The 18,970-nt window shown below is 67.5% G+C and carries 21 protein-coding genes; 5 read left to right on the top strand and 16 right to left on the bottom strand.

The features are described from left to right. The 11 genes from truB to rimP all read right to left on the bottom strand — a co-directional run. A partial coding sequence (gene truB / locus RH90_RS02635; protein ID WP_198283428.1) for a tRNA pseudouridine(55) synthase TruB occupies window positions 1-531 on the bottom strand: 531 nt, incomplete at its 3' end. A gap of 5 nt (window positions 532-536) precedes the next feature. After that, window positions 537-1,241: a site-2 protease family protein gene (locus tag RH90_RS02640; RefSeq protein ID WP_010183705.1), complete on the bottom strand. Its 705-nt coding sequence runs from the start codon at window positions 1,239-1,241 to the stop codon at window positions 537-539. A 15-nt stretch (window positions 1,242-1,256) separates the two neighbouring features. Further along, a complete protein-coding gene (locus RH90_RS02645) occupies window positions 1,257-1,835 on the bottom strand; it encodes a thymidine kinase (protein WP_010183706.1) in 579 nt (192 codons plus the stop codon). Beyond that, on the bottom strand, window positions 1,835-2,233 hold the full coding sequence (locus tag RH90_RS02650; protein ID WP_010183707.1) for a type II toxin-antitoxin system VapC family toxin: 399 nt from the start codon (window positions 2,231-2,233) through the stop codon (window positions 1,835-1,837). Before RH90_RS02650 ends, RH90_RS02645 begins: the two co-directional genes overlap by 1 nt. Continuing rightward, window positions 2,230-2,502 carry an AbrB/MazE/SpoVT family DNA-binding domain-containing protein gene (locus RH90_RS02655; RefSeq protein ID WP_010183709.1) on the bottom strand — a complete coding sequence of 91 codons (273 nt, stop codon included), beginning with the start codon at window positions 2,500-2,502 and terminating at the stop codon, window positions 2,230-2,232. Before RH90_RS02655 ends, RH90_RS02650 begins: the two co-directional genes overlap by 4 nt. Window positions 2,503-2,533: 31 nt before the next feature. Beyond that, on the bottom strand, window positions 2,534-2,929 hold the full coding sequence (gene rbfA, locus RH90_RS02660; protein ID WP_010183710.1) for a 30S ribosome-binding factor RbfA: 396 nt from the start codon (window positions 2,927-2,929) through the stop codon (window positions 2,534-2,536). A gap of 137 nt (window positions 2,930-3,066) precedes the next feature. Next, complete coding sequence (gene infB, locus RH90_RS02665) at window positions 3,067-5,874, bottom strand: translation initiation factor IF-2 (RefSeq protein ID WP_010183711.1); 2,808 nt, start codon at window positions 5,872-5,874, stop codon at window positions 3,067-3,069. Then, on the bottom strand, window positions 5,871-6,644 hold the full coding sequence (locus RH90_RS02670; protein WP_010183712.1) for a DUF448 domain-containing protein: 774 nt from the start codon (window positions 6,642-6,644) through the stop codon (window positions 5,871-5,873). The genes infB and RH90_RS02670 overlap by 4 nt, the downstream gene beginning before the upstream one ends. A gap of 65 nt (window positions 6,645-6,709) precedes the next feature. Further along, window positions 6,710-6,937, bottom strand: coding sequence for a tautomerase family protein (locus RH90_RS02675; RefSeq protein WP_010183713.1), 228 nt, complete (start codon window positions 6,935-6,937; stop codon window positions 6,710-6,712). Continuing rightward, window positions 6,937-8,568, bottom strand: a complete 1,632-nt coding sequence (nusA, locus tag RH90_RS02680) for a transcription termination factor NusA (protein ID WP_010183714.1) — start codon at window positions 8,566-8,568, stop codon at window positions 6,937-6,939. Before nusA ends, RH90_RS02675 begins: the two co-directional genes overlap by 1 nt. Continuing rightward, a complete protein-coding gene (gene rimP, locus RH90_RS02685; protein WP_010183715.1) occupies window positions 8,568-9,146 on the bottom strand; it encodes a ribosome maturation protein RimP in 579 nt (192 codons plus the stop codon). Before rimP ends, nusA begins: the two co-directional genes overlap by 1 nt. 263 nt (window positions 9,147-9,409) lie before the next feature. Between rimP and RH90_RS02690 the strand changes: the two genes are divergently transcribed. Further along, window positions 9,410-10,642, top strand: coding sequence for a PQQ-dependent sugar dehydrogenase (locus RH90_RS02690; protein ID WP_010183716.1), 1,233 nt, complete (start codon window positions 9,410-9,412; stop codon window positions 10,640-10,642). A 185-nt stretch (window positions 10,643-10,827) separates the two neighbouring features. Here the strand turns inward: RH90_RS02690 and RH90_RS02695 are convergent, their stop codons facing one another. Continuing rightward, complete coding sequence (locus RH90_RS02695) at window positions 10,828-11,205, bottom strand: PaaI family thioesterase (RefSeq protein WP_010183717.1); 378 nt, start codon at window positions 11,203-11,205, stop codon at window positions 10,828-10,830. Beyond that, window positions 11,205-11,642 carry a PaaI family thioesterase gene (locus RH90_RS02700; RefSeq protein WP_010183718.1) on the bottom strand — a complete coding sequence of 146 codons (438 nt, stop codon included), beginning with the start codon at window positions 11,640-11,642 and terminating at the stop codon, window positions 11,205-11,207. The genes RH90_RS02695 and RH90_RS02700 overlap by 1 nt, the downstream gene beginning before the upstream one ends. A gap of 144 nt (window positions 11,643-11,786) precedes the next feature. Here RH90_RS02700 and RH90_RS02705 point away from each other — a divergent pair, with 144 nt between their 5' ends. The 3 genes from RH90_RS02705 to RH90_RS02715 all read left to right on the top strand — a co-directional run bounded on the left by RH90_RS02705 (window position 11,787) and on the right by RH90_RS02715 (window position 15,485). Beyond that, window positions 11,787-13,322: an acyl-CoA synthetase gene (locus tag RH90_RS02705; RefSeq protein ID WP_010183719.1), complete on the top strand. Its 1,536-nt coding sequence runs from the start codon at window positions 11,787-11,789 to the stop codon at window positions 13,320-13,322. 106 nt (window positions 13,323-13,428) lie between these two features. Further along, entirely contained in the window at window positions 13,429-14,217 is a 789-nt protein-coding gene (locus tag RH90_RS02710; protein WP_010183720.1) for a crotonase/enoyl-CoA hydratase family protein, read from the top strand. A gap of 173 nt (window positions 14,218-14,390) precedes the next feature. Then, window positions 14,391-15,485: an FUSC family protein gene (locus RH90_RS02715; protein ID WP_010183722.1), complete on the top strand. Its 1,095-nt coding sequence runs from the start codon at window positions 14,391-14,393 to the stop codon at window positions 15,483-15,485. On the opposite strand, the gene RH90_RS02720 is transcribed toward RH90_RS02715, so the two are convergent. From RH90_RS02720 to RH90_RS02730, 3 genes are all read right to left on the bottom strand, one after another. Beyond that, window positions 15,480-15,908, bottom strand: coding sequence for an acyl-CoA thioesterase (locus tag RH90_RS02720; RefSeq protein WP_010183723.1), 429 nt, complete (start codon window positions 15,906-15,908; stop codon window positions 15,480-15,482). The two genes, RH90_RS02715 and RH90_RS02720, sit on opposite strands and share 6 nt — an antisense overlap. 131 nt (window positions 15,909-16,039) lie before the next feature. After that, window positions 16,040-16,822: an SDR family NAD(P)-dependent oxidoreductase gene (locus RH90_RS02725; RefSeq protein WP_010183725.1), complete on the bottom strand. Its 783-nt coding sequence runs from the start codon at window positions 16,820-16,822 to the stop codon at window positions 16,040-16,042. 141 nt (window positions 16,823-16,963) lie between these two features. Next, window positions 16,964-18,136 (bottom strand): acetyl-CoA C-acetyltransferase, encoded by a 1,173-nt coding sequence (locus tag RH90_RS02730; protein ID WP_010183726.1) that lies wholly within the window; start codon window positions 18,134-18,136, stop codon window positions 16,964-16,966. A gap of 103 nt (window positions 18,137-18,239) precedes the next feature. Here RH90_RS02730 and RH90_RS02735 point away from each other — a divergent pair, with 103 nt between their 5' ends. After that, window positions 18,240-18,905, top strand: coding sequence for a nitroreductase (locus RH90_RS02735; protein WP_010183728.1), 666 nt, complete (start codon window positions 18,240-18,242; stop codon window positions 18,903-18,905). Window positions 18,906-18,970: the final 65 nt, after the last annotated feature.

Raw genomic sequence — 18,970 nt, forward strand, 5'->3', positions numbered from 1 at the left:
CCCTCCACCGTTCGCTGAATGCTCACGGTCCCCCTCCCCCGCTGCGCGGGGGAGGATTTGAAGGGTATGAATCGTCACCGCCCGGCTCGCCAGCACGACCGCCCCCCCAGCGCGCGCCAGATCGTAAGCCCGCTCGCCATCGACCTTCAGCGCCGAATAGATCGGCGGCACCTGCTCGATCGGTCCGGTAAAATGCGGCAACACCGCCTCGACCTGCGCCAGCGTCGGCCGCACCGCGCTTTCCGCAATCACCTTGCCCTCGAGATCGAGCGTGTCGGTCTCGCGCCCGAAGGTCACGGTAAAGTCATAGACCTTGTCGCTGTCGAGCATCCGCCCGGCGAGCTTGGTCGCCTCGCCGAGCGCGATCGGCAGCACGCCGGTCGCCAGCGGATCGAGCGTCCCGCCATGCCCGACCTTGATGCCACGCTTGCTGACATCATGCCCCGAGGCGCGCAGCGCGCGCTTGACCGCGGAGACGCCCTGCGTCGAACCCAGACCGAGCGGCTTGTCGAGGATCAGCCAGCCATGCACGCCGCTCACACCCCGCCGAGCTGCGCGATCCGCAGGAAGAAATCGGCGACGGCATTGGCGATCGGCCCGATCACGCGCCGGATGATATCGGCCTGCGGGCTGATCATCGGCAGCACGAACAGCAGGACCAGCAGCAGCGGCAGCCCGAAGCGCGCGAGCTTGGCGTATTGCCGTGCCGCCGCGCGCGGCAGCAGGCCCTGCACGACATGGCCGCCATCGAACGGCGGCAGCGGGATCAGGTTGAAGACGCCGAGGAAGACGTTGATCAGAAGAAAACTGTAGAGCACGTCGAAAGCGAAGCCGGTCGCGGTATGCTGCGCGCCTTCGGCGGGAACGCCACCCGCGAGGCCGACGAACGCGGCCAGCCCCAAGGCGGTCAGCGTCGCGAGCACGAAGTTGGTCGCTGGACCTGCAAGCGCGACCAGCACCATGTCGCGCCGTGGGTTGCGCATCTTGGAGGCGATCACCGGCACAGGCTTGGCCCAGCCGAAGATCGGCGCGTGCGCGATCGCCAGGATCATCGGCAGCACGACCGTGCCGATCGGATCGACATGTTTGATCGGGTTCAGCGTCAATCGCCCCATCCGCTCGGCAGTATGATCGCCGAAGATCCGCGCGACATAGCCGTGCGCGACCTCGTGGAACACGATCGCGATCACGAGCGGGATGAGCCACACCGCGATGGTGTAGGGCAGGTCGGGGTTGGTCATCGGGGTCCGTTCGGGTCAGGCGGCGGAAAGCGCTTCGCTGAAATGGCGACGGCACAGCGCAATGTACAGATCGTTGCCGCCGATCTCGGTCTGCGCGCCCGCCGCAACTGCACGGCCAGCCGCGTCGACGCGCAGGTTCATCGTCGCCTTACGCCCGCACGCGCAGACCGATTTGATCTCGATCAGCGAGTCGGCGATCGCGAGCAGTCGCGCCGATCCCTCGAACAGCGCCCCGAGGAAATCGGTCCGCAGGCCGTAGGCGAGCACCGGGATGCCGTGAAAGTCGGCAAGCGTCGCGAGTTGATCGACCTGTGCCGCGGTAAGGAACTGGGCCTCATCGACCAACACGCACGCCGGCGTCGCTTCGCCGTCGCGGGTGACGACCGCGATAAGATCAGTGTCGCGCTCGAACGCGATCGCATCGGCGGCGAGCCCGATCCGCGAGCTGATAGTCCCCGCCGCGAAGCGATCGTCGATCGCGGCGGTGAGCAGCACGGTGCGCATCCCGCGCTCGCGATAATTGAAATCGGCCTGCAACAGATTGGTCGATTTGCCCGCGTTCATCGAGGCGTAGTAGAAATAGAGCTTGGCCATCAGCGGATCGTGATGGCGGGCACTGGCGAGGTCGCTCCGGCGTCATGCGCGATAGCAGCATCGAATGTTGCAAACCCCGTCGCCCCCGCCGCGTCGGCTTGCACGATATGGATCATATCGGCGAAATCGGCGCCAGCGATCAGCCGGTCCAATGCCCAGCGAACACCACCGAGATGTTCGAACACCAAATTAGCCACATCCGTCAGCGCGTCGAGCGCTGCCGCAATTTGCAGCGGCGTCCGCTTGTAGAAACTTCGCAGCACCCACTCGCACTCCAGTGTTACGGTCAGCGGCACGAGAGTCGGTTCAGCCTCGATCAACGCGCGCGCCTGTGCTTCCTGAATCCGATCGTCACCCACGATCAGCCGGAGGACGACATTCGCGTCAAGCGCGTTCAAGGACGGCCACGCTCGGCAAACATGCGATCGACGGCTTCGTTCATCTGCTCCAGCGTCGCTGACGGTCCCTCGTAACGCGGCACCCGTTTGCGAAACTCTTCGAAGTTGATTTTGGGCCGGGCCGTTTCCGCCAGCGGGGCCTCGAGGACGATCTGCCGACCCACCCGCGTCATTCGCAGCGTCGATCCGACATCCAGTCCGAGCGCGTCGCGCACGTCCTTCGGGATAACGACTTGCCCCTTCGAGGAGAGTTTCAGATCGACGCCCATGTCGGTAAGATGCGTCTTACCGCCCGCGGTGTCAATCTTCAGACGTCAAGTCCTGCGCCACCTTCGGGTCGCGGAGCAACTTGTCGATATGGCTGCCTTCGTCGAAGCTCTCGTCGGCGAGGAACTTGAGCTTGGCGGCGTATTTCATCTGCACGCGCGCGGCGACCTCGCGCTGGAGGTAGGCGGTGTTGGTGCGCAGCGCCTTGAGCACGGCTTCCTCGTCGCGGCCGAGCAGCGGCTTCATGAACACCGTCGCATGGCGCAGATCGGGCGACATACGGACTTCGGTGATCGTCACCGGATGCTTGGCGAGCGTCTCGTCATGCACGTCGCCGCGCGCGAGGATGTCGCTCAGCGTATGACGCATCTGCTCGCCGACGCGGAGCAGGCGGACCGAGCGGGTTTCGGGGGTTTCGGTAGGGCGCATTTCTTACTCCTCCCTCTCCCCTCCCGGGAGAGGGTCGGGGAGAGGGGGCGTGACGAAAACCAACGCTTCCGCACAGCCCCTCTCCCGACTTCGCTTCGCTCGTCTGCCCTCTCCCCGGGGGGGAGAGGGAGATATGCTTACAGCGTGCGTTCGCGCAGTTCGACTTCGAACGTTTCGAGGAAGTCGCCCGGCTTGATGTCGACGAAGTTCGACGTGAAGGTCACGCCGCACTCCAGACCCGCCCGCACTTCGGCCACATCATCCTTGAAGCGGCGCAGCGAGGCGATCTCGCCCTGGTAGATGATGACATCCGCCCGGGTGATACGCGCCTTGAGCGCCTTGCGGATATTGCCCTCGGTAACGAGCAGACCCGCCGCCTTGCCATGCTTGCCCGCCGAGAAGACCTCGCGGATTTCGGCGCGGCCGACGACCGTCTCGAACGCTTCCGGCCCGAGCTCGCCCGCCATGCCGGCGCGGATCTCGTCGGTCAGGTCGTAGATCACGTCATAATATTTGAACGCGACCTTATGACGCTCGGCGATCTCGCGCGCCTTGGCGTTCGGACGGACGTTGAAGCCGATGATCGGCGCGCCCGACGCCCCAGCAAGGGTAACGTCGCTCTCGGTGATGCCACCGACGCCCGAATGCAGCACGCGCGCCTTGATGAGATCGGTCGAGATCTTGTTGATCGCCCCGACGATGGCCTCGACCGACCCTTGCGTGTCGGCCTTGACCACCAGCGGATATTCGATCGCCTGCTTTTCCTTGAGCGCCGAGAACATCGACTCGAGGCTCGCCGGACCACCGCCGGTACGCTTCGAGGTGATGACGCTCTGTCGGTACTCTGCGACCTCTCTCGCGCGCGCTTCGTTCTCGACCACCGACAGCGGATCGCCCGCCCGCGGGACACCCGAGAGACCGAGGACCTCAACCGGCATCGAAGGGCCGGCTTCCTTGATCTGCTGGCCCTTGTCGTTGGTCATCGCGCGGACCTTGCCGCTCTCGGCGCCGACGACGAAGATGTCGCCGACCTTGAGCGTCCCGCGGTTGACGAGCACGGTCGCGACCGGACCACGGCCCTTGTCGAGCTTGGCTTCGATCACGGTGCCTTCGGCCGCGCGGTTCGGGTTCGCCTTGAGCTCGAGCAGTTCGGCCTGGAGCTGGATCTTCTCGATCAGCTCGTCGAGCCCGGTCTTCTTGAGTGCCGAGACTTCGACGTCCTGGACGTCGCCCGACATCTCCTCGACCACGACTTCATACTGCAGCAGCGCCTCGCGGACCTTCTGCGGATTGGCGTCGTGCTTGTCGACCTTGTTGATCGCGACGATCATCGGGACGCCGGCGGCCTTGGTGTGGTTGATCGCCTCGACCGTCTGCGGCTTGATCGCATCGTCGGCTGCTACAACGAGCACGACGATGTCGGTCACGCTGGCGCCGCGCTGGCGCATCTCGGTGAAGGCTTCGTGGCCCGGCGTGTCGAGGAAGGTGACCTTCGACTTGTCCTTCAGCGTGACCTGATAGGCGCCGATATGCTGGGTGATGCCGCCGGCCTCACCGCGTACCACGTCGGTGCCGCGGAGAGCATCGAGCAGCGAGGTCTTGCCGTGATCGACATGGCCCATGATCGTGACGACCGGCGGGCGCGTGACGAGCGTGTCCTCGGGATCGCTGTCGGTCTCGACCGCGATGTCGATGTCCGAATCGCTGACGCGGACGATGTTGTGACCGAATTCGGTCACCAGCAGCTCGGCCGTATCCTGGTCGATCGTCTGCGTCATCGTGACGGGCATGCCCATCTTGAACAGCGTCTTGACGAGGTCGGCGCCCTTCTCGGCCATGCGGTTGGCGAGTTCCTGGACGGTGATCGCTTCCGGCACGACGACGTCGCGGACCTGCTTGGCCTGCACTTCGCGCGGGCCGCCCATGCGGCGATGTTCCTTTTCGCGCGCGCGCTTGAGCGCGGCGAGCGAACGCGCGCGGGCGCCATCGCCGCCGTCGAGCGCACGGTTGACGGTGAGCTTGCCGCCGCGACGCTCGTCGCCCTTGCGGTCACGCTGGCCGGGACGCGAGGGTTCGTTCGGCACGACCGGCGCGGCGACGCCGACGGCCGGACGCTTGGCGGCACCGGCAGCACCGGCTGCAGGCGTGGCAGCGGTTGCCGGCGTCGGCTCGGGCGCCGGGGCGGGCGGTGCGGGACGCGGGCGTTCCGGACGCGGTACGGGGGTGAACAGGCGCGGCGCGGGCATCGACGGATCGCGCTCGAGGCTCAGCGGGCGCGGCGCGGGAGTGGGCGCCGGCGGTGCGACCGGAGCGGGAGCGGGCTCCGGTGCTGCCGCCACGGGCTCAGGCGCAGCGACCGCGACGGGCGCGGGTGCGGCGGCAGGCGTCGGCGCAGCTTCGGCAGCAGGCGCGGCTTCGGCGACGGGCGCAGCAGCCTCGGCGACCGGGGCTGCGGCTGGCTCGGGCGCAGGCTGCGGCACGGGGTCGGGTGCGGCGGGGCTGTCGGGCGCGTCACCGGCGCGGCGATTTTCCTCGGCGCGGCGGCGCTCTTCGGCTTGCGCCTCGATCCGCAGACGCTCTTCGCGGCGACGTGTTTCCTCGAGCGCATTCATCCGCGCTTCGTCGGCTTCACGCAACAGCTTGGCCTGGAGCTCCTGACGCGACAGCAGCGAATTGCCGGGCGAGACGGGCGGGGGCGGCGGCGGAGTCGGCGCGACCGGACGCGGCGCGGCGGCGGGCGCCGGCGCGGGAGCGGCCTGCTCGACGGGTGCCGCGGCCGGCGCGCCGCCGGGCCCGAGCACGCGGCGACGCTTCACTTCGACCTGGACGGTATTCTGCCGTCCATGGCTGAAGCTCTGCTTGACCTGGCCGGTCTCGATCGTGCGCTTCAGCCCGAGCGGCTGACGCATTCCGAGTTTCGGCTTTTCGTTGTCGGTATCGCTCACTCAAATTCCTCGCATGTGTCGTCGTCAGCCGCAGCAGGGATGCCACTTCCCGCCGGGTTGGATATGTGCGCCGATGCGCCTTGCGACGGTGTTTCGCAAGCCACGAGGGCGGATTCGGGGCCGATGAAATGCAGCCAGCGGTTGAGCGTTTCGCCCACCCGCTTTGCCGCATCGCGTTCTGTCAGGCCGATATGTACCACATTCTGCCGACCTAGCGCCACGGCCAATATGGTGCGTGACACCGGCAGTGCCAACCCCCTGAGCGCGCTGCCCTCTTCATCCATGCCGATGCGCCACGCCTGGTCGAGCTTGCGGTTGCCGTCGGTGCCTGCGTCGGAGGCGTGGAGCAGCATGGTGAGCTTGCCCGAGCGTGCCGCGGTCTCGATCTTGTCCGAGCCGGTGAGCAGGTGACCGGTGCGCGCCTCGAGCCCGAGTCGGTCGAGGACTGCACGTTCGAGCGCGGTGGCGATCATTTCCGGCAGGTCGTCGGGGATCAGCACCGGCCCGGTCTTGAACGCGCGGGCGAGGGCGCCTTTGAGCTTGCCCTTGGCGATCGCGGTCTCAAGCTCGGCGCGCGTCACGCCGATCCAGGCGCCGCGGCCGGGGGCCTTGGCGCGCACGTCGGGAAGGACGTGGCCGTCTGGCGATAGCGCGAGTCGCACCAGCGCTTCGCGCGGCGCGCGTTCGCCGAGCAGGATGCAACGGCGGATCGCGCCGGTGGGATCCTCGTCGGTTTCAACGCCGATCGGGAAGTCGTCGGGCATCGTCATGAAAGCCCCTCCCCTGAAGGGGAGGGGCTAAGGTCGCGCCCAATGCTGGTTGAAGCGCTAAGGCCTCATCGTGAGGGAACCGCATGCGCGTCCTCCCTCTTGGGCGCATCACGGTCGGCGAGCAAAATCCCGCCCGCGCCGTAATTCTCCAGACTCACTTCTTCGATCACGATCTGCACCGCAGCCGGGTTCTTGCCCAGCCGCTCGACGAGCGACTGGGTGACATCGGCGACGATCGCGGACTTCTGGTCCTTGGTCGCGCTGCCCGAAATGCGGATGCTGACGAACGGCATCAGGCTTCGCTCTCCTCCGAGGCAGTCGCTGCCTCTGCCGGCTCTTCGTCGAACCAGTGCGCGCGCGCGGCCATGATGATCTCGTTGCCCTGCGCTTCGGAGAGGCCGTACTCGCCGAGCACGCCGCCCTTGTCCTCGGGGCGCTTGTTGGCGTCGGCACCCTCGGCGCGGCGGCGCTGTTCCTGGCGCTTCTTCTGGATCAGCTCGTCGGTCGCGAGATCGGCGAGGTCGTCGAGTGTCTTGATCCCGGCCTTGCCGAGCGTGACGAGCATCGCCTCGTTGAGATGCGGCAGTTCGGCGAGCGCGTCCTCGACGCCCATCGCGCGGCGTTCCTCGCGGTTGGCGCCTTCGCGACGCTCGAGCGCCTCGGCGGCGCGGCTCTGCAGCTCGGCGGCGAGATCGTCATCGAAGCCTTCGATCGAGGCAATTTCCTCGACCTCGACATAGGCGACTTCCTCGAGCGCGCCGAAGCCCTCGGCAACCAGCAGCTGCGCGAGCGTCTCGTCGACGTCGAGCTCGGTCTGGAACATCTCGGTGCGCTCGGCGAATTCCTTCTGGCGCTTCTCGGAGGCATCCTGCTCGGTGAGGATGTCGATCGCCTTGCCGGTGAGCTGCGACGCAAGCCGCACGTTCTGGCCACGACGACCGATCGCCAGCGACAGCTGATCGTCGGGAACGACGACTTCGATGCGATCCTCTTCCTCGTCGATCACGACGCGCGACACGGAAGCCGGCTGCAGCGCGTTGACGACGAAGGTCGCGGTGTCGGGCGACCAGGGGATGATGTCGATCTTCTCGCCCTGCATTTCCTGGACGACCGCCTGAACGCGGCTACCCTTCATGCCGACGCACGCGCCGACCGGGTCGATCGACGAATCATGGCTGATGACGCCGATCTTGGCGCGCGAACCCGGGTCGCGCGCAGCGGCCTTGATCTCGATGATGCCGTCGTAGATTTCGGGCACTTCCTGCGCGAACAGCTTCTTCATGAAGTCGGGGTGCGCGCGGCTGAGGAAGATCTGCGGACCGCGGTTCTCGCGGCGGACGTTGAGGATCAGCGAGCGGATGCGGTCGTTGACGCGGACGACTTCGCGCGGGATCTGCTGGTCGCGACGGATCACGCCCTCGGCGCGGCCGAGATCGACGACGACATGGCCGAACTCGACGCGCTTGACGACGCCGGTGATGATCTCGCCCATCCGGTCCTTGAACTCTTCGTGCTGGCGCTCGCGCTCGGCGTCGCGGACCTTCTGGAAGATGACCTGCTTGGCGGCCTGCGCGGCGATGCGGCCGAATTCGATCGGGGGCAGCGGATCGACGATGTAATCGCCAACGACCGAGTCCTTCTGGAGCTTCTGCGCTTCCTTGAGGTTCACCTGCTTGAAATAATCGTCGACCGCCTCGACCACTTCGACGACGCGCCACAAGCGCAGGTCGCCGGTGTTGGGATCGAGCTTGGCGCGAATGTCGTTCTCGGCGCCGTAGCGCGCCTTGGCGGCGCGCTGGATCGCGTCTTCCATCGCCTCGATGACGATGCCCTTGTCGATCATCTTCTCGGTGGCGACGGCGTTCGCAATGGCGATCAGCTCGGCGCGGTTGGCGGTTACGCCGGAAGTTCCTGCGGTGGCCATCACTTGTGTCCTTCGTCTTCAATGCCCTCGGGCAGCGCTTCGTCTTCGATTTCTTCTTCTTCGACGCCCTCGACCGAGAGCGGCCGGGTCGCCGCGATCAGCGCGTCGGTCAGCACCAGCTTGGCGGTGCCGACCTGGTCGAACCCGATCTCCATCTCGCCATGCTTGGGCAGGTAGATGGTGATGCGATCGCCCCCGACGCCCTTGAGCAGCCCGGTGAGCACCTTGCGCCCCTCGATCGGGCTGCTGAGCACAATACGCGCCTCATGCCCGGTCCAGTCGGCGAAATCCTTGAGGCGCGTCAGCGGCCGGTCGATCCCGGGCGACGACACTTCGAGGCGATATTCGTCGGTGATCGGGTCGCGGCCCTCGGCCTCGAGCGTGTCGAGCACGTCGGAGATGCGGCGCGACAGCTCGGCGCAATCCTCGATCGTCAGCTGGCGCGTGTCGGGGCGCTCGGCCATCACCTGGAGCGTCAGGTCGCCCTTGCCGCCGAACAGCTTCACGCGCACCAGATCGAAGCCGAGTGCTGCGGCTTCGGGGGCGATCAGCGGGGTCAGGTCGGGCGTTTCGGCCAATGGAAATCCTCGAGTCGGTTGGGCAAAGGTCTTCGGCGCCGGAACCGGGCGGCTCCAGCCTCTTCACCTGACGATGTAGAGAGTGATCGCGATATAGGCTTAAGCGTGCGGGCTGGCAAGCCGTTGTCGCACACCCGTCACCCCGGACCTGTTCCGGGGTCCAAAGGGCCGCGCGCACCACCGCCTGCCGGCTGTGCGGCATGGCGGACCCCGGAACAAGTCCGGGGTGACGACGGTTTTCGAGACACTTACAGGAGAGCCCCATGTTGTCGTCGTCCCGCACGCCTTTCGTCGCTCTGGTGCTGGCCGCGACGGCTTGCTCCGGGCCGCCGCAGCAATCGAACGCTACGGAGCCCGCTGCGGCAACGACCCCGACCGCACGGCCGAGCCGGGCGCCGGTCACGACGCTGCCCGACGATGCGCCCGACGCGACCGTGCGCAACGTCCCCGCCACGACCGGCCGCGCCAACCGTGCCGCGACCAAGCCGCCGTTTGCGCGAGCGACGCTCGCGACCTTCAGCGATCCGTTCGCGATCGCCGTGCTGCCCGACGGCAGCGCGCTCGTCACCGAGAAGGCGGGCAAGATCAAGCTGCGCCGCGCCGACGGGTCGATCGCCGAGATCACCGGCGCGCCGAAGGTGCTCAACGACAATCAGGGCGGCCTGCTCGACATCGCGCCAGCGCCCGATTTCGCCAAGAGCAAGCTCGTCTATATCAGCTATTCCGAGCCGCGGCCGGGCGGCAGCAGCCTGGCGCTCGCGCGCGGGCTGTTCACCGGGACCGCGCTGGTCAATCTGCAGGTGCTGTGGCGTGCGGGGTCGGACGGGGTCGGCGGGCAGTTCGGCGCCAACATCCTTTTCGCGCCCGACGGCAAATCGCTCTATCTCTCGTCGGGCGAGCGGCAGCGCTTCACGCCGGCGCAGGACCCCGACCAGGCGATCGGCAAGATCCTCCACCTGACGCTCGACGGTAAGGCCGCGCCCGGCAATCCGATGGCGGCGGCGGGCGGGGTGCGGGGCGAGACGTGGAGCAGCGGGCATCGCAACCCTTACGGCCTGGTGTTCGCGCCCGATGGGCGGCTGTGGGAGGTCGAGATGGGGCCAAAGGGCGGCGACGAACTCAATTTGATCCTGCCGGGCAAGAATTACGGCTGGCCGATCGTCTCGAACGGCGACAATTACAGCGGCAAGATGATCCCCGATCATCCCAGCCGCCCTGATCTCGAGGCACCCAAATTGTGGTGGAACCCGTCGATCTCGCCGGGCGGGATGGCCTATTATTCGGGGGCGATGTTCCCGGCGTATCGCGGGTCGCTGCTGATCGGCGCGCTGTCGGGCGAATCGCTGATCCGGGTCGCGATCACCGGGGATAGCGCCAAGGTCGCCGACCAATGGGACATGGGCGCGCGAATCCGCGACGTGGCACAGGCGCCCGATGGGGCAATCTGGCTGCTTCAGGATGACGGGAAACTGGTGCGGCTGACGCAGAAGCAGTGAGGGGGGCGGACGCCCGCTTCTCTCTCTCTCTTTCCTTGCGCTTCCCCGGCGAAGGCCGAGGCCCAAGAGTGGCGGCTTCGTTGATCGCGGATAGCGCTCCCTTCCCAAGGCCTTCTCTGCTGGGCCCCGGCCTTCGCCGGGAAAGCGGGAAAAGGGGGAAGCAAGCGGCCTGAAAGCCGCGTGCTTTATCCCCGCGCCAGCAGATAGTTCATCCGCGCCGCGGCGATCGGCTTGGCGGCGTCGTCCTGCCACGCCGTCGCCTCGACATTGGCGACCCGCCCGCCAAGCCGCGTCACCATGCCGCGCGCGAAAGTCGGCTTCTCGCGCCCGCCGCGCATGTAATCGACCGTGACGTTGATCGGCTTGATCTGCCCGCCGCCATCCTCGGCCAGCGCATATTGCAGCGCGACGATCGCGGCCATTTCGAGCATCCCGCCGATCGCGCCGCCATGGAGATAGCCGGGCCGTCCGAGCAGGCTGGTCGCGCTCGGCATCGTCAGCAGCGTGGGGTCGTCGCCCTCGGCGACGGTGATCCCCAGCAGATCGGCATAAGGCGGCAGCATCAGGCGGCATCCGTGAACATGAAGGTGCCCGCGACATGCGCGAGCGGATCGGCCGGATCGCCATCATGCGCCTGGCCGCGCACGAACGAGATCGAGCGCGTGATGCGATAGCATTCGCCACGGCCGTACACCGTCTTGCCTGGCGTCGCCGGGCGCAGATAGTCGATCCGCAGGTCGAGCGTCGCATGCGGGCGGAAGCTGCCGAGCTTGGTCCACACGGCAAGGCTCGTCGCCATGTCCATCATCGTCAGGATCGGCCCCGAGGCGAGCACGCCGCTCGCCGGATCGCCGATCAGGTCGGTCTGATAGGGGAGCTGGAGCTCGACCCAGTCGGGCCCGTGGGCGTGATAGCTGAGCTTGAGCAGGCCGCCATGCCCGCCGACGCCAAGTCGGCTGAAACGCTGCGGGTCGAAGGCGGAAGGCGGGTTGGATGGCATGATCCCGGCGATGTATCGCAATGCCGCACGGGTGCAAGCGCCGACGCCCGAGCGAGCCGCTTGCGGAGCCTCCCGCGCCGGTATAGCTTCGCGTTGCAAAAGAAAACGAAATGGCGCGCAAGCCGCCGTTCTGGAGGGCCTGAAATGTCGCATCCGAGCGTACATGCGCGGACCGATCCCGCCAAAACCGCGCTGATCGTCGCCGAAACCGGTGAGCGGGTCAGCTTTGCGGAGCTCGACGCGCGGTCGAACCGGGCGGCGCATCTGTTCCGCGCGAAAGGCCTGCAGGCGGGCGATACGATCGCGCTGTGCCTGGAGAACAGTCCGGTCTTCTACGACATCGCCTGGGGCGCGCAGCGGGCGGGCCTGTTCTTCGTCTGCATCTCGACCAAGCTGACCGCGCCCGAAGTCGAGTACATCCTCGAGGATTCGGGCGCGCGGCTGGTCGTCGTCTCGGCCAGCCTTGCCGGGGTGACCGCCGGACTCGGTCTCGAACTCGCGCGCTTCTCGGTTGGCGGACCTGTTCCGGGTTGGGCAGCATGGGAGGAAGCGGTCGCCGCGCTGCCCGACACGCCGGTCGCCGACGAACGCGCCGGGATCGATATGCTCTATTCGTCGGGAACCACCGGCCGCCCCAAGGGCGTGCGCGTCGCGCTGCCCGAAGATCCCGATATCGCCGCGGGCACGGTACTCGAAATGCTCGCGCGTGGGCTGTACGGGCTCGGCCCCGACAGTATCTATCTCAGCCCCGCGCCGCTCTATCACGCCGCGCCGCTGCGCTGGTCGATGACGGTGCAAAGGCTCGGCGGCACCGTCGTGATGATGGAGCATTTCGACCCTGAGGCCGCGCTCGCGGCGATCGAACGCTATCACGTCAACGCCAGCCAATGGGTGCCGACCCATTTCGTGCGGATGCTCAAAATCGACGAGCCGACGCGCGCGCGCCACGATCTGTCGAGCCTCAAGGTCGCGATCCACGCCGCCGCGCCGTGCCCGATCCCGGTCAAGGAAGCGATGATCGCATGGTGGGGCCCGGTGCTCTACGAATATTATGCCGGGTCGGAGGGCAACGGCCTGACGACGATCGCCTCGCCCGAATGGCTGGCGCACAAGGGCTCGGTCGGCAAGGCGGCGTACGGCGTGCTCCACATCTGCGGCGAGGATGGCGCCGAGCTGCCGCCGGGCGAGCAGGGGCTGGTCTATTTCGAGGGCGGCACGCCGTTCGAATATCATAACGACCCGGCCAAGACCGCCGAGGCGCGCAACGCGCAGGGCTGGACGACGCTCGGCGATATCGGGCGGATCGATGCGGACGGCTATCTCTACCTCACCGATCGCAAAAGCTTCATGATCATCTCGGGCGGGGTGAACATCTATCCGCAGGAGATCGAGAACCGGCTGATCACGCATCCGCGCGTCGCCGATGTCGCGGTGATCGGCGCGCCGTGCCCCGAAATGGGCGAGCGCGTCGTCGCGGTGGTGCAGCCGGTCGACATGGCCGAGGCGGGGCCGGCCTTCGCAACCGAGCTCACCGCCTGGTGCCGCGCCGAGCTGTCGGGTGTGAAGACGCCGCGCCAGATCGATTTTGCGGCGGAACTGCCGCGCCACGCGACGGGCAAATTGTACAAGCGCTTGCTGCGCGACCAGTATTGGGCGGCGGGCGGCGAGCGAACCCTTTGACCGATCCGTCATCCCAGCGAAGGCTGGGATCTTTCGCGGGCACGCCGGTCGCCCACCCCATAAGACCCCAGCCTGCGCTGGGGTGACGTCCTTTTGGAGCAAGACGATGAACGACCGCGTATCGACCACCATCACCGACCATATCGCCGACGTCCGGCTGACGCGCGGCGACAAGATGAACGCGATCGACCCGGCGATGTTCGAGGGGATCGGCGCGGCGATCGACGCGCTGCATCCGCGCAAGGATGTGCGCTGCGTCGTGCTGTCGGGCGAGGGCCGCGCCTTCTGCGCCGGGCTCGACATGACAAGCATGGCGGGCGGCGGCTCGGGGCTGTCGCGCGACGACCGCAACGACCAGGGCGCGATCCTGCCGCAGCATGTCACCTGGGGCTGGCGCAACCTGCCGATGCCGGTGATCGCCGCGGTGCACGGCGTCGCGTTCGGCGGCGGCTTCCAAATCATGTCGGGCGCCGACATCCGCATCGCCGCGCCCGACACGCGCTTTGCGATCCGCGAGAGCTATTGGGGTCTGGTGCCCGACATGGCGGGCTTCCCGATCTGGCGCGGGCTGGTGCGCGACGACGTGCTGCGCGAGCTCGTCTATACCTCGCGCGAGTTCGATGCCGCCGAAGCGCTGCATCACGGCTTCATCACGCGCATCGCCGAGGATTCGCATGCGGCGGCGCAGGCGCTGGCGCACGATATCGCCGCCAAGAGCCCCAATGCGATCCGCGGCGCCAAGCGGCTGTGCAACATGGCATTCGACGCCGACCCGCGCGCGATGCTCGAGGCCGAGACCGACGAGCAGGTCAAGGTGATCGGCCAGCCGCCGATGATGGAGCAGGTCGCGGCGAACATCCAGAAGCGGCCCGCGCGGTTCGGGGATGCGGACTGAGCGCAGCTTTCGCCGAGGTCTCGTCCGCTTTCGTCACCCCGGCCTTGTGCCGGGGCCCACCGCGACCACGCATTGCCAGCCGCAGGACACGCGGCACGGTGGACCCCGGCGCAAGGCCGGGGTGACGGGCAGAGGCCTTCAATCACCGTCCCCTTTACGCCATAGCCATCCCGATGCAGCGCCGGCTCACCCAGTTCTTCCAATCCATCGTCGGCGCCGCGCTGCGGACCTTCTTCACCCCCGGCCCGCGGATGATCGACGAGCTCGAATGCGTGATCTCGGTCGCGCTGGCGATCCTGCTTGCGCACACGATCGGCGCGCACAGCGTCGCCTGGGCGGCGTTCACCGGGTTCGTGCTGATGCGCGGCCATGTCGCGCAGACGTTGCTGCGCGGGTTGCTGCGCATCGTCGGCACCGCGGTCGGGGCGGGGGCGGCGCTGGTGATCGTGCCCTATGCGGTGCGCTCGCTGCCGGCGGCGTCGTTCGCCGCGGCGGCGATGGGGGCGATCGGGCTGTACGGGATGCTCACCGCCAAGCGTGCTTATGCCTGGCTGCTGCTCGGGCTGACCTTCGAGATGATCCTGCTCGACAAGCTCGAGAACCCCACGCTCGACACGCTCGACTTCGCGCAGACGCGCCTGCTCGAAGTGCTCGCGGGTACGGCGGCGTGCGTCGCCGTTAGCCTGGTCTCGACGCTGACGGTGCGGCGGCGCTGGCCCGCGCCGCCCGCGGTCCCGGCGCAGCGGATCGGTTGGCACCCCGATGCGGCGCGCCATGCCGCGCAAGCCGGCGTCACGCTTGCGCTGCTGCCACCGCTCCACGCGCTGTTCGGCATCCCGCAACTGGCGCAGGCGGGCGTCACGGTGATGGCGGTGATGATCGTGCCGGTGGCGGGGCTCGGGCGCAGCGGGCTGGTGCCGGTCAGCGAGCGGCTGTGGCACCGCACGCTCGGCTGCATCGGCGGGGGCGCGCTGGCGGCGGCGGTGCTGCTCGTCGGGCAGGGCTCCGCGCCGGTGCTGATCGCGGGGACGTGCCTCGGCGTCGCGATCGGGCGGCATATCGAGAATGCCGGCGGGCGCGTGCCCTATCTCGGGCTGCAATTCACGCTGGCGATTTTGGTGACGCTGGTGCCCGACAGTTATGCCCAGGTCGCGATCCAGCCTGCGCTCGAGCGGCTGACGAGCATCTTCATCGGCATGGCGCTGATCGAGCCGGTGCTGCTCGTGTGGCATTTCGCGTCGCGGCGGATGCCCGCCGCCGCATCATAGCCGCACGCGGTTGGCCTCGAGCCCGGCGCGGAAATCCTCGGGGAGCGCGCTGAGCCCACCGCTCGCGCTCATCACGAGCACGACGTCGCACGTCGCGATGCACGCGCCGTTCTGGAAGGCGGCGGACAGAATGCTCCAGCTGCGGTTGCCGATCTCGCCGATCCCGCTGGCGATCTCGACATCGGCGGGGAAATAGCCCTCGCCGAGATAGTTGATCTCGACCCGCGCGACGAGCCAGCGATGGCCAGCCCAGCCGTGGAGCTTGATCGCCTGGTTGAAGCGCACGCGTCCGCTTTCGAACAGCGCCGCCATCGCGACATTGTTGATGTGGCCGAGCACGTCGAGATCCTGGAAGCGCGTCTGGATCGTGACGGTGTAGGGGTAGGTCGCGGAGTCGAGCCGGGTGGGATCGGGACGGGGCATGCAAATCTCCAAAAGCCCCTCCCCTTCAGGGGAGGGGGTGGGGTGGGGCCGTGCCGCGAATTATACGGGTCGGTCTCGGTGAGACCTCCCCCACCCCCCGACCCCTCCCCTGAAGGGGAGGGGAGTTAAGGTCAGCGCGGCGCCATGCGGATTGCGCCGTCGAGGCGGACGTCCTCACCGTTGAAATAGCGGTTCTCGAGCATCGTCAGCGCGAGGTGCGCATATTCCGCCGGGATGCCGAGCCGTTTGGGGAAGGGCACGCTCGCCGCGAGATTGTCCTTCACCGCCTGCGGCGCGCCCTGCATCAGCGGCGTCTCGAAAATGCCCGGCAGGATCGTGTTGATGCGGATGCCTTCGCCCATCAGGTCGCGCGCGATCGGCAGCGTCATGCCGACGACGCCGCCCTTCGACGCGGAGTAAGCGGCTTGGCCGATCTGGCCGTCCTCGGCGGCAACGCTCGCGGTCATCACGATCGCGCCGCGCTCGCCGTCTTCGCCCGGCGTCAGCGTCAGCATCCCCGCGGCCGATTTGGCGACGCAGCGGAAGGTGCCGATCAGATTGATCTGGATGAGCCAGTCAAACGCCTGGAGCGGGAAATGCTTGATGCTGCCGTCTTCCTTCGAGCGGCTCGCGGTCTTGACCGCATTGCCGGTGCCGGCGCAGCAGACGAGCACCGCTTCCTGGCCGTGCGCCGCGCGCGCCTTGGCGAAGCCCGCGTCGACCGAATCGTCCGACGTCACGTTCACTTCGCAGAACACGCCGCCGATCTCGGCGGCGAGCGCTTCGCCTTTCTCGGCCTGCAGGTCGAAGATCGCGACCTTGACGCCCTTGGCAGCAAGCGCGCGCGCGGTGGCGGCGCCGAGGCCGGAGGCGCCGCCGGTGACGACCGCGGCGGTGGTGGAGTCGAGTTTCATGTGGAGTCCCTCCCTTAGAACAAGCACGCCCCTCCCCTTAAGGGGAGGGGATGGGAGTGGGGGATGCCTCGCAGAGAGCGCCCGCGGGATCATACGTCCCCACCCCAACCCCTCCCCTGAAGGGGAGGGGCTTATGGTGCGCTACACGCGTTCGATGATCGTCACGTTGGCGACGCCGCCGCCTTCGCACATCGTCTGCAGGCCGTAGCGCCCGCCCGATTTCTGCAAGGCATGCACCAAGGTCGCCATCAGCTTCGTCCCCGAAGCCCCGAGCGGATGCCCCAGCGCGATCGCCCCGCCATTGACGTTGAGCTTCGCCGGATCGCCGCCGGTATGCTTCAGCCACGCGAGCGGCACCGGCGCGAACGCCTCGTTGACCTCGTACAGGTCGATCTCCTCGATCTTCATGCCAGAGCGCTGCAGCGCGCGGTCGGTCGCGAACAGCGGCTCCTCGAGCATGATGACGGGGTCGCCGCCGGTGACGGTCAGATTGACGATCCGCGCGATCGGTGTGAGGTTGTGCGCCTTGAGCGCCGCCTCGCTGACGATCATCACGGCGGAGGCGCCGTCGCAGATCTGGCTCGCATTGGCCGCGCTGATGCTGCCGCCTTCCTGCAGCAATTTGACCGAGCCGATGCTCTCGAGCGTCGCGCCGTAGCGGATGCCCTCGTCGGTGCTGTGCTGGACCACCCCCTCGGGCGTCTCGATCTCGAGCGCGACGATCTCGTCGGCAAAGTCGCCACGCTCGGTCGCCGCCTGCGCGCGGCGATGGCTCTCGAGCGCGAAGGCGTCGAGCATCGCGCGGTCGAAACCGTGCTTCTTGACGATCATTTCCGCGCCCATGAACTGGCTGAACATGATGCCGGGGTACTTTTCCTCGAGCCGCTGCGACTTGTAGTTGCCGAGCCCCTCCTTCATGAACAGCGTCGCGGTGGTGCCCATCGGCACGCGCGTCATGCTCTCGACGCCGGCGGCAATGACCACGTCCTGCGTCCCCGACATCACCGCCTGCGCGGCGAATTGCAGCGCCTGCTGCGACGATCCGCACTGCCGGTCGATCGACACGGCTGGGACGCTGTCGGGCAGGTTCTTCGCCGCGAGCACGGCGTTGCGGCCGACCTGGCCGGCCTGTTGCCCGCCCTGCATGACGCAGCCCATGATCACGTCGTCGATCGCGCCACCATCGATCCCGGTGCGTTCGACGATCGCATCGAGGACGGAGGCCGCCATGTCGACGGGGTGCCAGCCGGCGAGCTTGCCGCCGCGCTTGCCGCCCGCGGTGCGGACGGCGTCTACGATATAGGCTTCGGCCATGCTCGACTCTCCATAATCGGTTTCGCTTTGCAACCTCTATTGCCGTAATCCCGCGGCTTGGGCAAGGTGGAACGGCGTACCCGATGATCGAAAGGCCGGACTTATGGTTGTGAGCGAAGCGATTGCAACGCGCCGATCGGTGCGCGGATTTCGCAGCGACCCGGTCGATCCGGCGGTGCTCCACGGCATCGTCACCAAGGCCGCGCGCGCAGCGACCGGCGGCAATCTCCAGCCGTGGCATGTCGACGTAATGACCGGTGCGCCGCTCGATACGCTCAAGGCGAAGATTGCCGCAAAGCTGTGGCGCGGCGAGAGCGAGACGCCGGCCTATGACATCTATCCAAAGGCATTGGTCGCGCCGTATCGCGACCGACGCTTCGCGGTGGGCGAGGCGATGTATCGCGAGATCGGAATCCCGCGCGAGGACAAGGCGGCGCGGCGGCTGTGGTTCGCGCGCAACTTCCAGTTCTTTGGGGCGCCGGCGGCTTTGTTCTGTAGCGTGGATCGGGCGATGGGGCCGCCGCAATGGGCCGACCTCGGCATGTATCTGCAGAATGTGATGCTGCTCGCGGTCGAGGCGGGGCTCGCGACCTGCGCGCAGGAATGCTGGGCGATGTATCCCGACACGGTCGGCGAAGCGATCGCGCTGCCGGCAGAGCGGATGCTGTTCTGTGGAATGGCGATCGGGGTGGAAGATACGACAGAGCCCGCGAACCGCTTGCGCAGTGCACGGGCTCCGGAAGAGGAGTGGCTGACGATACACCCTTAAATCCTCCCTCGCGAAGCGGGGGAGGGGGACCGCCAGCCTTCTTCAGGCTGGTGGTGGAGGGGGCC

This window comes from Sphingomonas sp. PAMC 26605 (genome assembly GCF_000241485.1).
Taxonomy (GTDB): Bacteria; Pseudomonadota; Alphaproteobacteria; order Sphingomonadales; family Sphingomonadaceae; genus Sphingomonas.

Coding starts and splice junctions, on each gene's coding strand:
- RH90_RS02640 (WP_010183705.1), bottom strand. CDS start 1,241: ATGACCAACCCCGACCTGCCCTACACCATCGCGGTGTGGCTCATCCCG.
- RH90_RS02645 (WP_010183706.1), bottom strand. CDS start 1,835: ATGGCCAAGCTCTATTTCTACTACGCCTCGATGAACGCGGGCAAATCG.
- RH90_RS02655 (WP_010183709.1), bottom strand. CDS start 2,502: ATGGGCGTCGATCTGAAACTCTCCTCGAAGGGGCAAGTCGTTATCCCG.
- rbfA (WP_010183710.1), bottom strand. CDS start 2,929: ATGCGCCCTACCGAAACCCCCGAAACCCGCTCGGTCCGCCTGCTCCGC.
- RH90_RS02670 (WP_010183712.1), bottom strand. CDS start 6,644: ATGACGATGCCCGACGACTTCCCGATCGGCGTTGAAACCGACGAGGAT.
- RH90_RS02675 (WP_010183713.1), bottom strand. CDS start 6,937: ATGCCGTTCGTCAGCATCCGCATTTCGGGCAGCGCGACCAAGGACCAG.
- nusA (WP_010183714.1), bottom strand. CDS start 8,568: ATGGCCACCGCAGGAACTTCCGGCGTAACCGCCAACCGCGCCGAGCTG.
- RH90_RS02690 (WP_010183716.1), top strand. CDS start 9,410: ATGTTGTCGTCGTCCCGCACGCCTTTCGTCGCTCTGGTGCTGGCCGCG.
- RH90_RS02695 (WP_010183717.1), bottom strand. CDS start 11,205: ATGCTGCCGCCTTATGCCGATCTGCTGGGGATCACCGTCGCCGAGGGC.
- RH90_RS02700 (WP_010183718.1), bottom strand. CDS start 11,642: ATGCCATCCAACCCGCCTTCCGCCTTCGACCCGCAGCGTTTCAGCCGA.
- RH90_RS02705 (WP_010183719.1), top strand. CDS start 11,787: ATGTCGCATCCGAGCGTACATGCGCGGACCGATCCCGCCAAAACCGCG.
- RH90_RS02710 (WP_010183720.1), top strand. CDS start 13,429: ATGAACGACCGCGTATCGACCACCATCACCGACCATATCGCCGACGTC.
- RH90_RS02715 (WP_010183722.1), top strand. CDS start 14,391: ATGCAGCGCCGGCTCACCCAGTTCTTCCAATCCATCGTCGGCGCCGCG.
- RH90_RS02720 (WP_010183723.1), bottom strand. CDS start 15,908: ATGCCCCGTCCCGATCCCACCCGGCTCGACTCCGCGACCTACCCCTAC.
- RH90_RS02725 (WP_010183725.1), bottom strand. CDS start 16,822: ATGAAACTCGACTCCACCACCGCCGCGGTCGTCACCGGCGGCGCCTCC.
- RH90_RS02730 (WP_010183726.1), bottom strand. CDS start 18,136: ATGGCCGAAGCCTATATCGTAGACGCCGTCCGCACCGCGGGCGGCAAG.
- RH90_RS02735 (WP_010183728.1), top strand. CDS start 18,240: ATGGTTGTGAGCGAAGCGATTGCAACGCGCCGATCGGTGCGCGGATTT.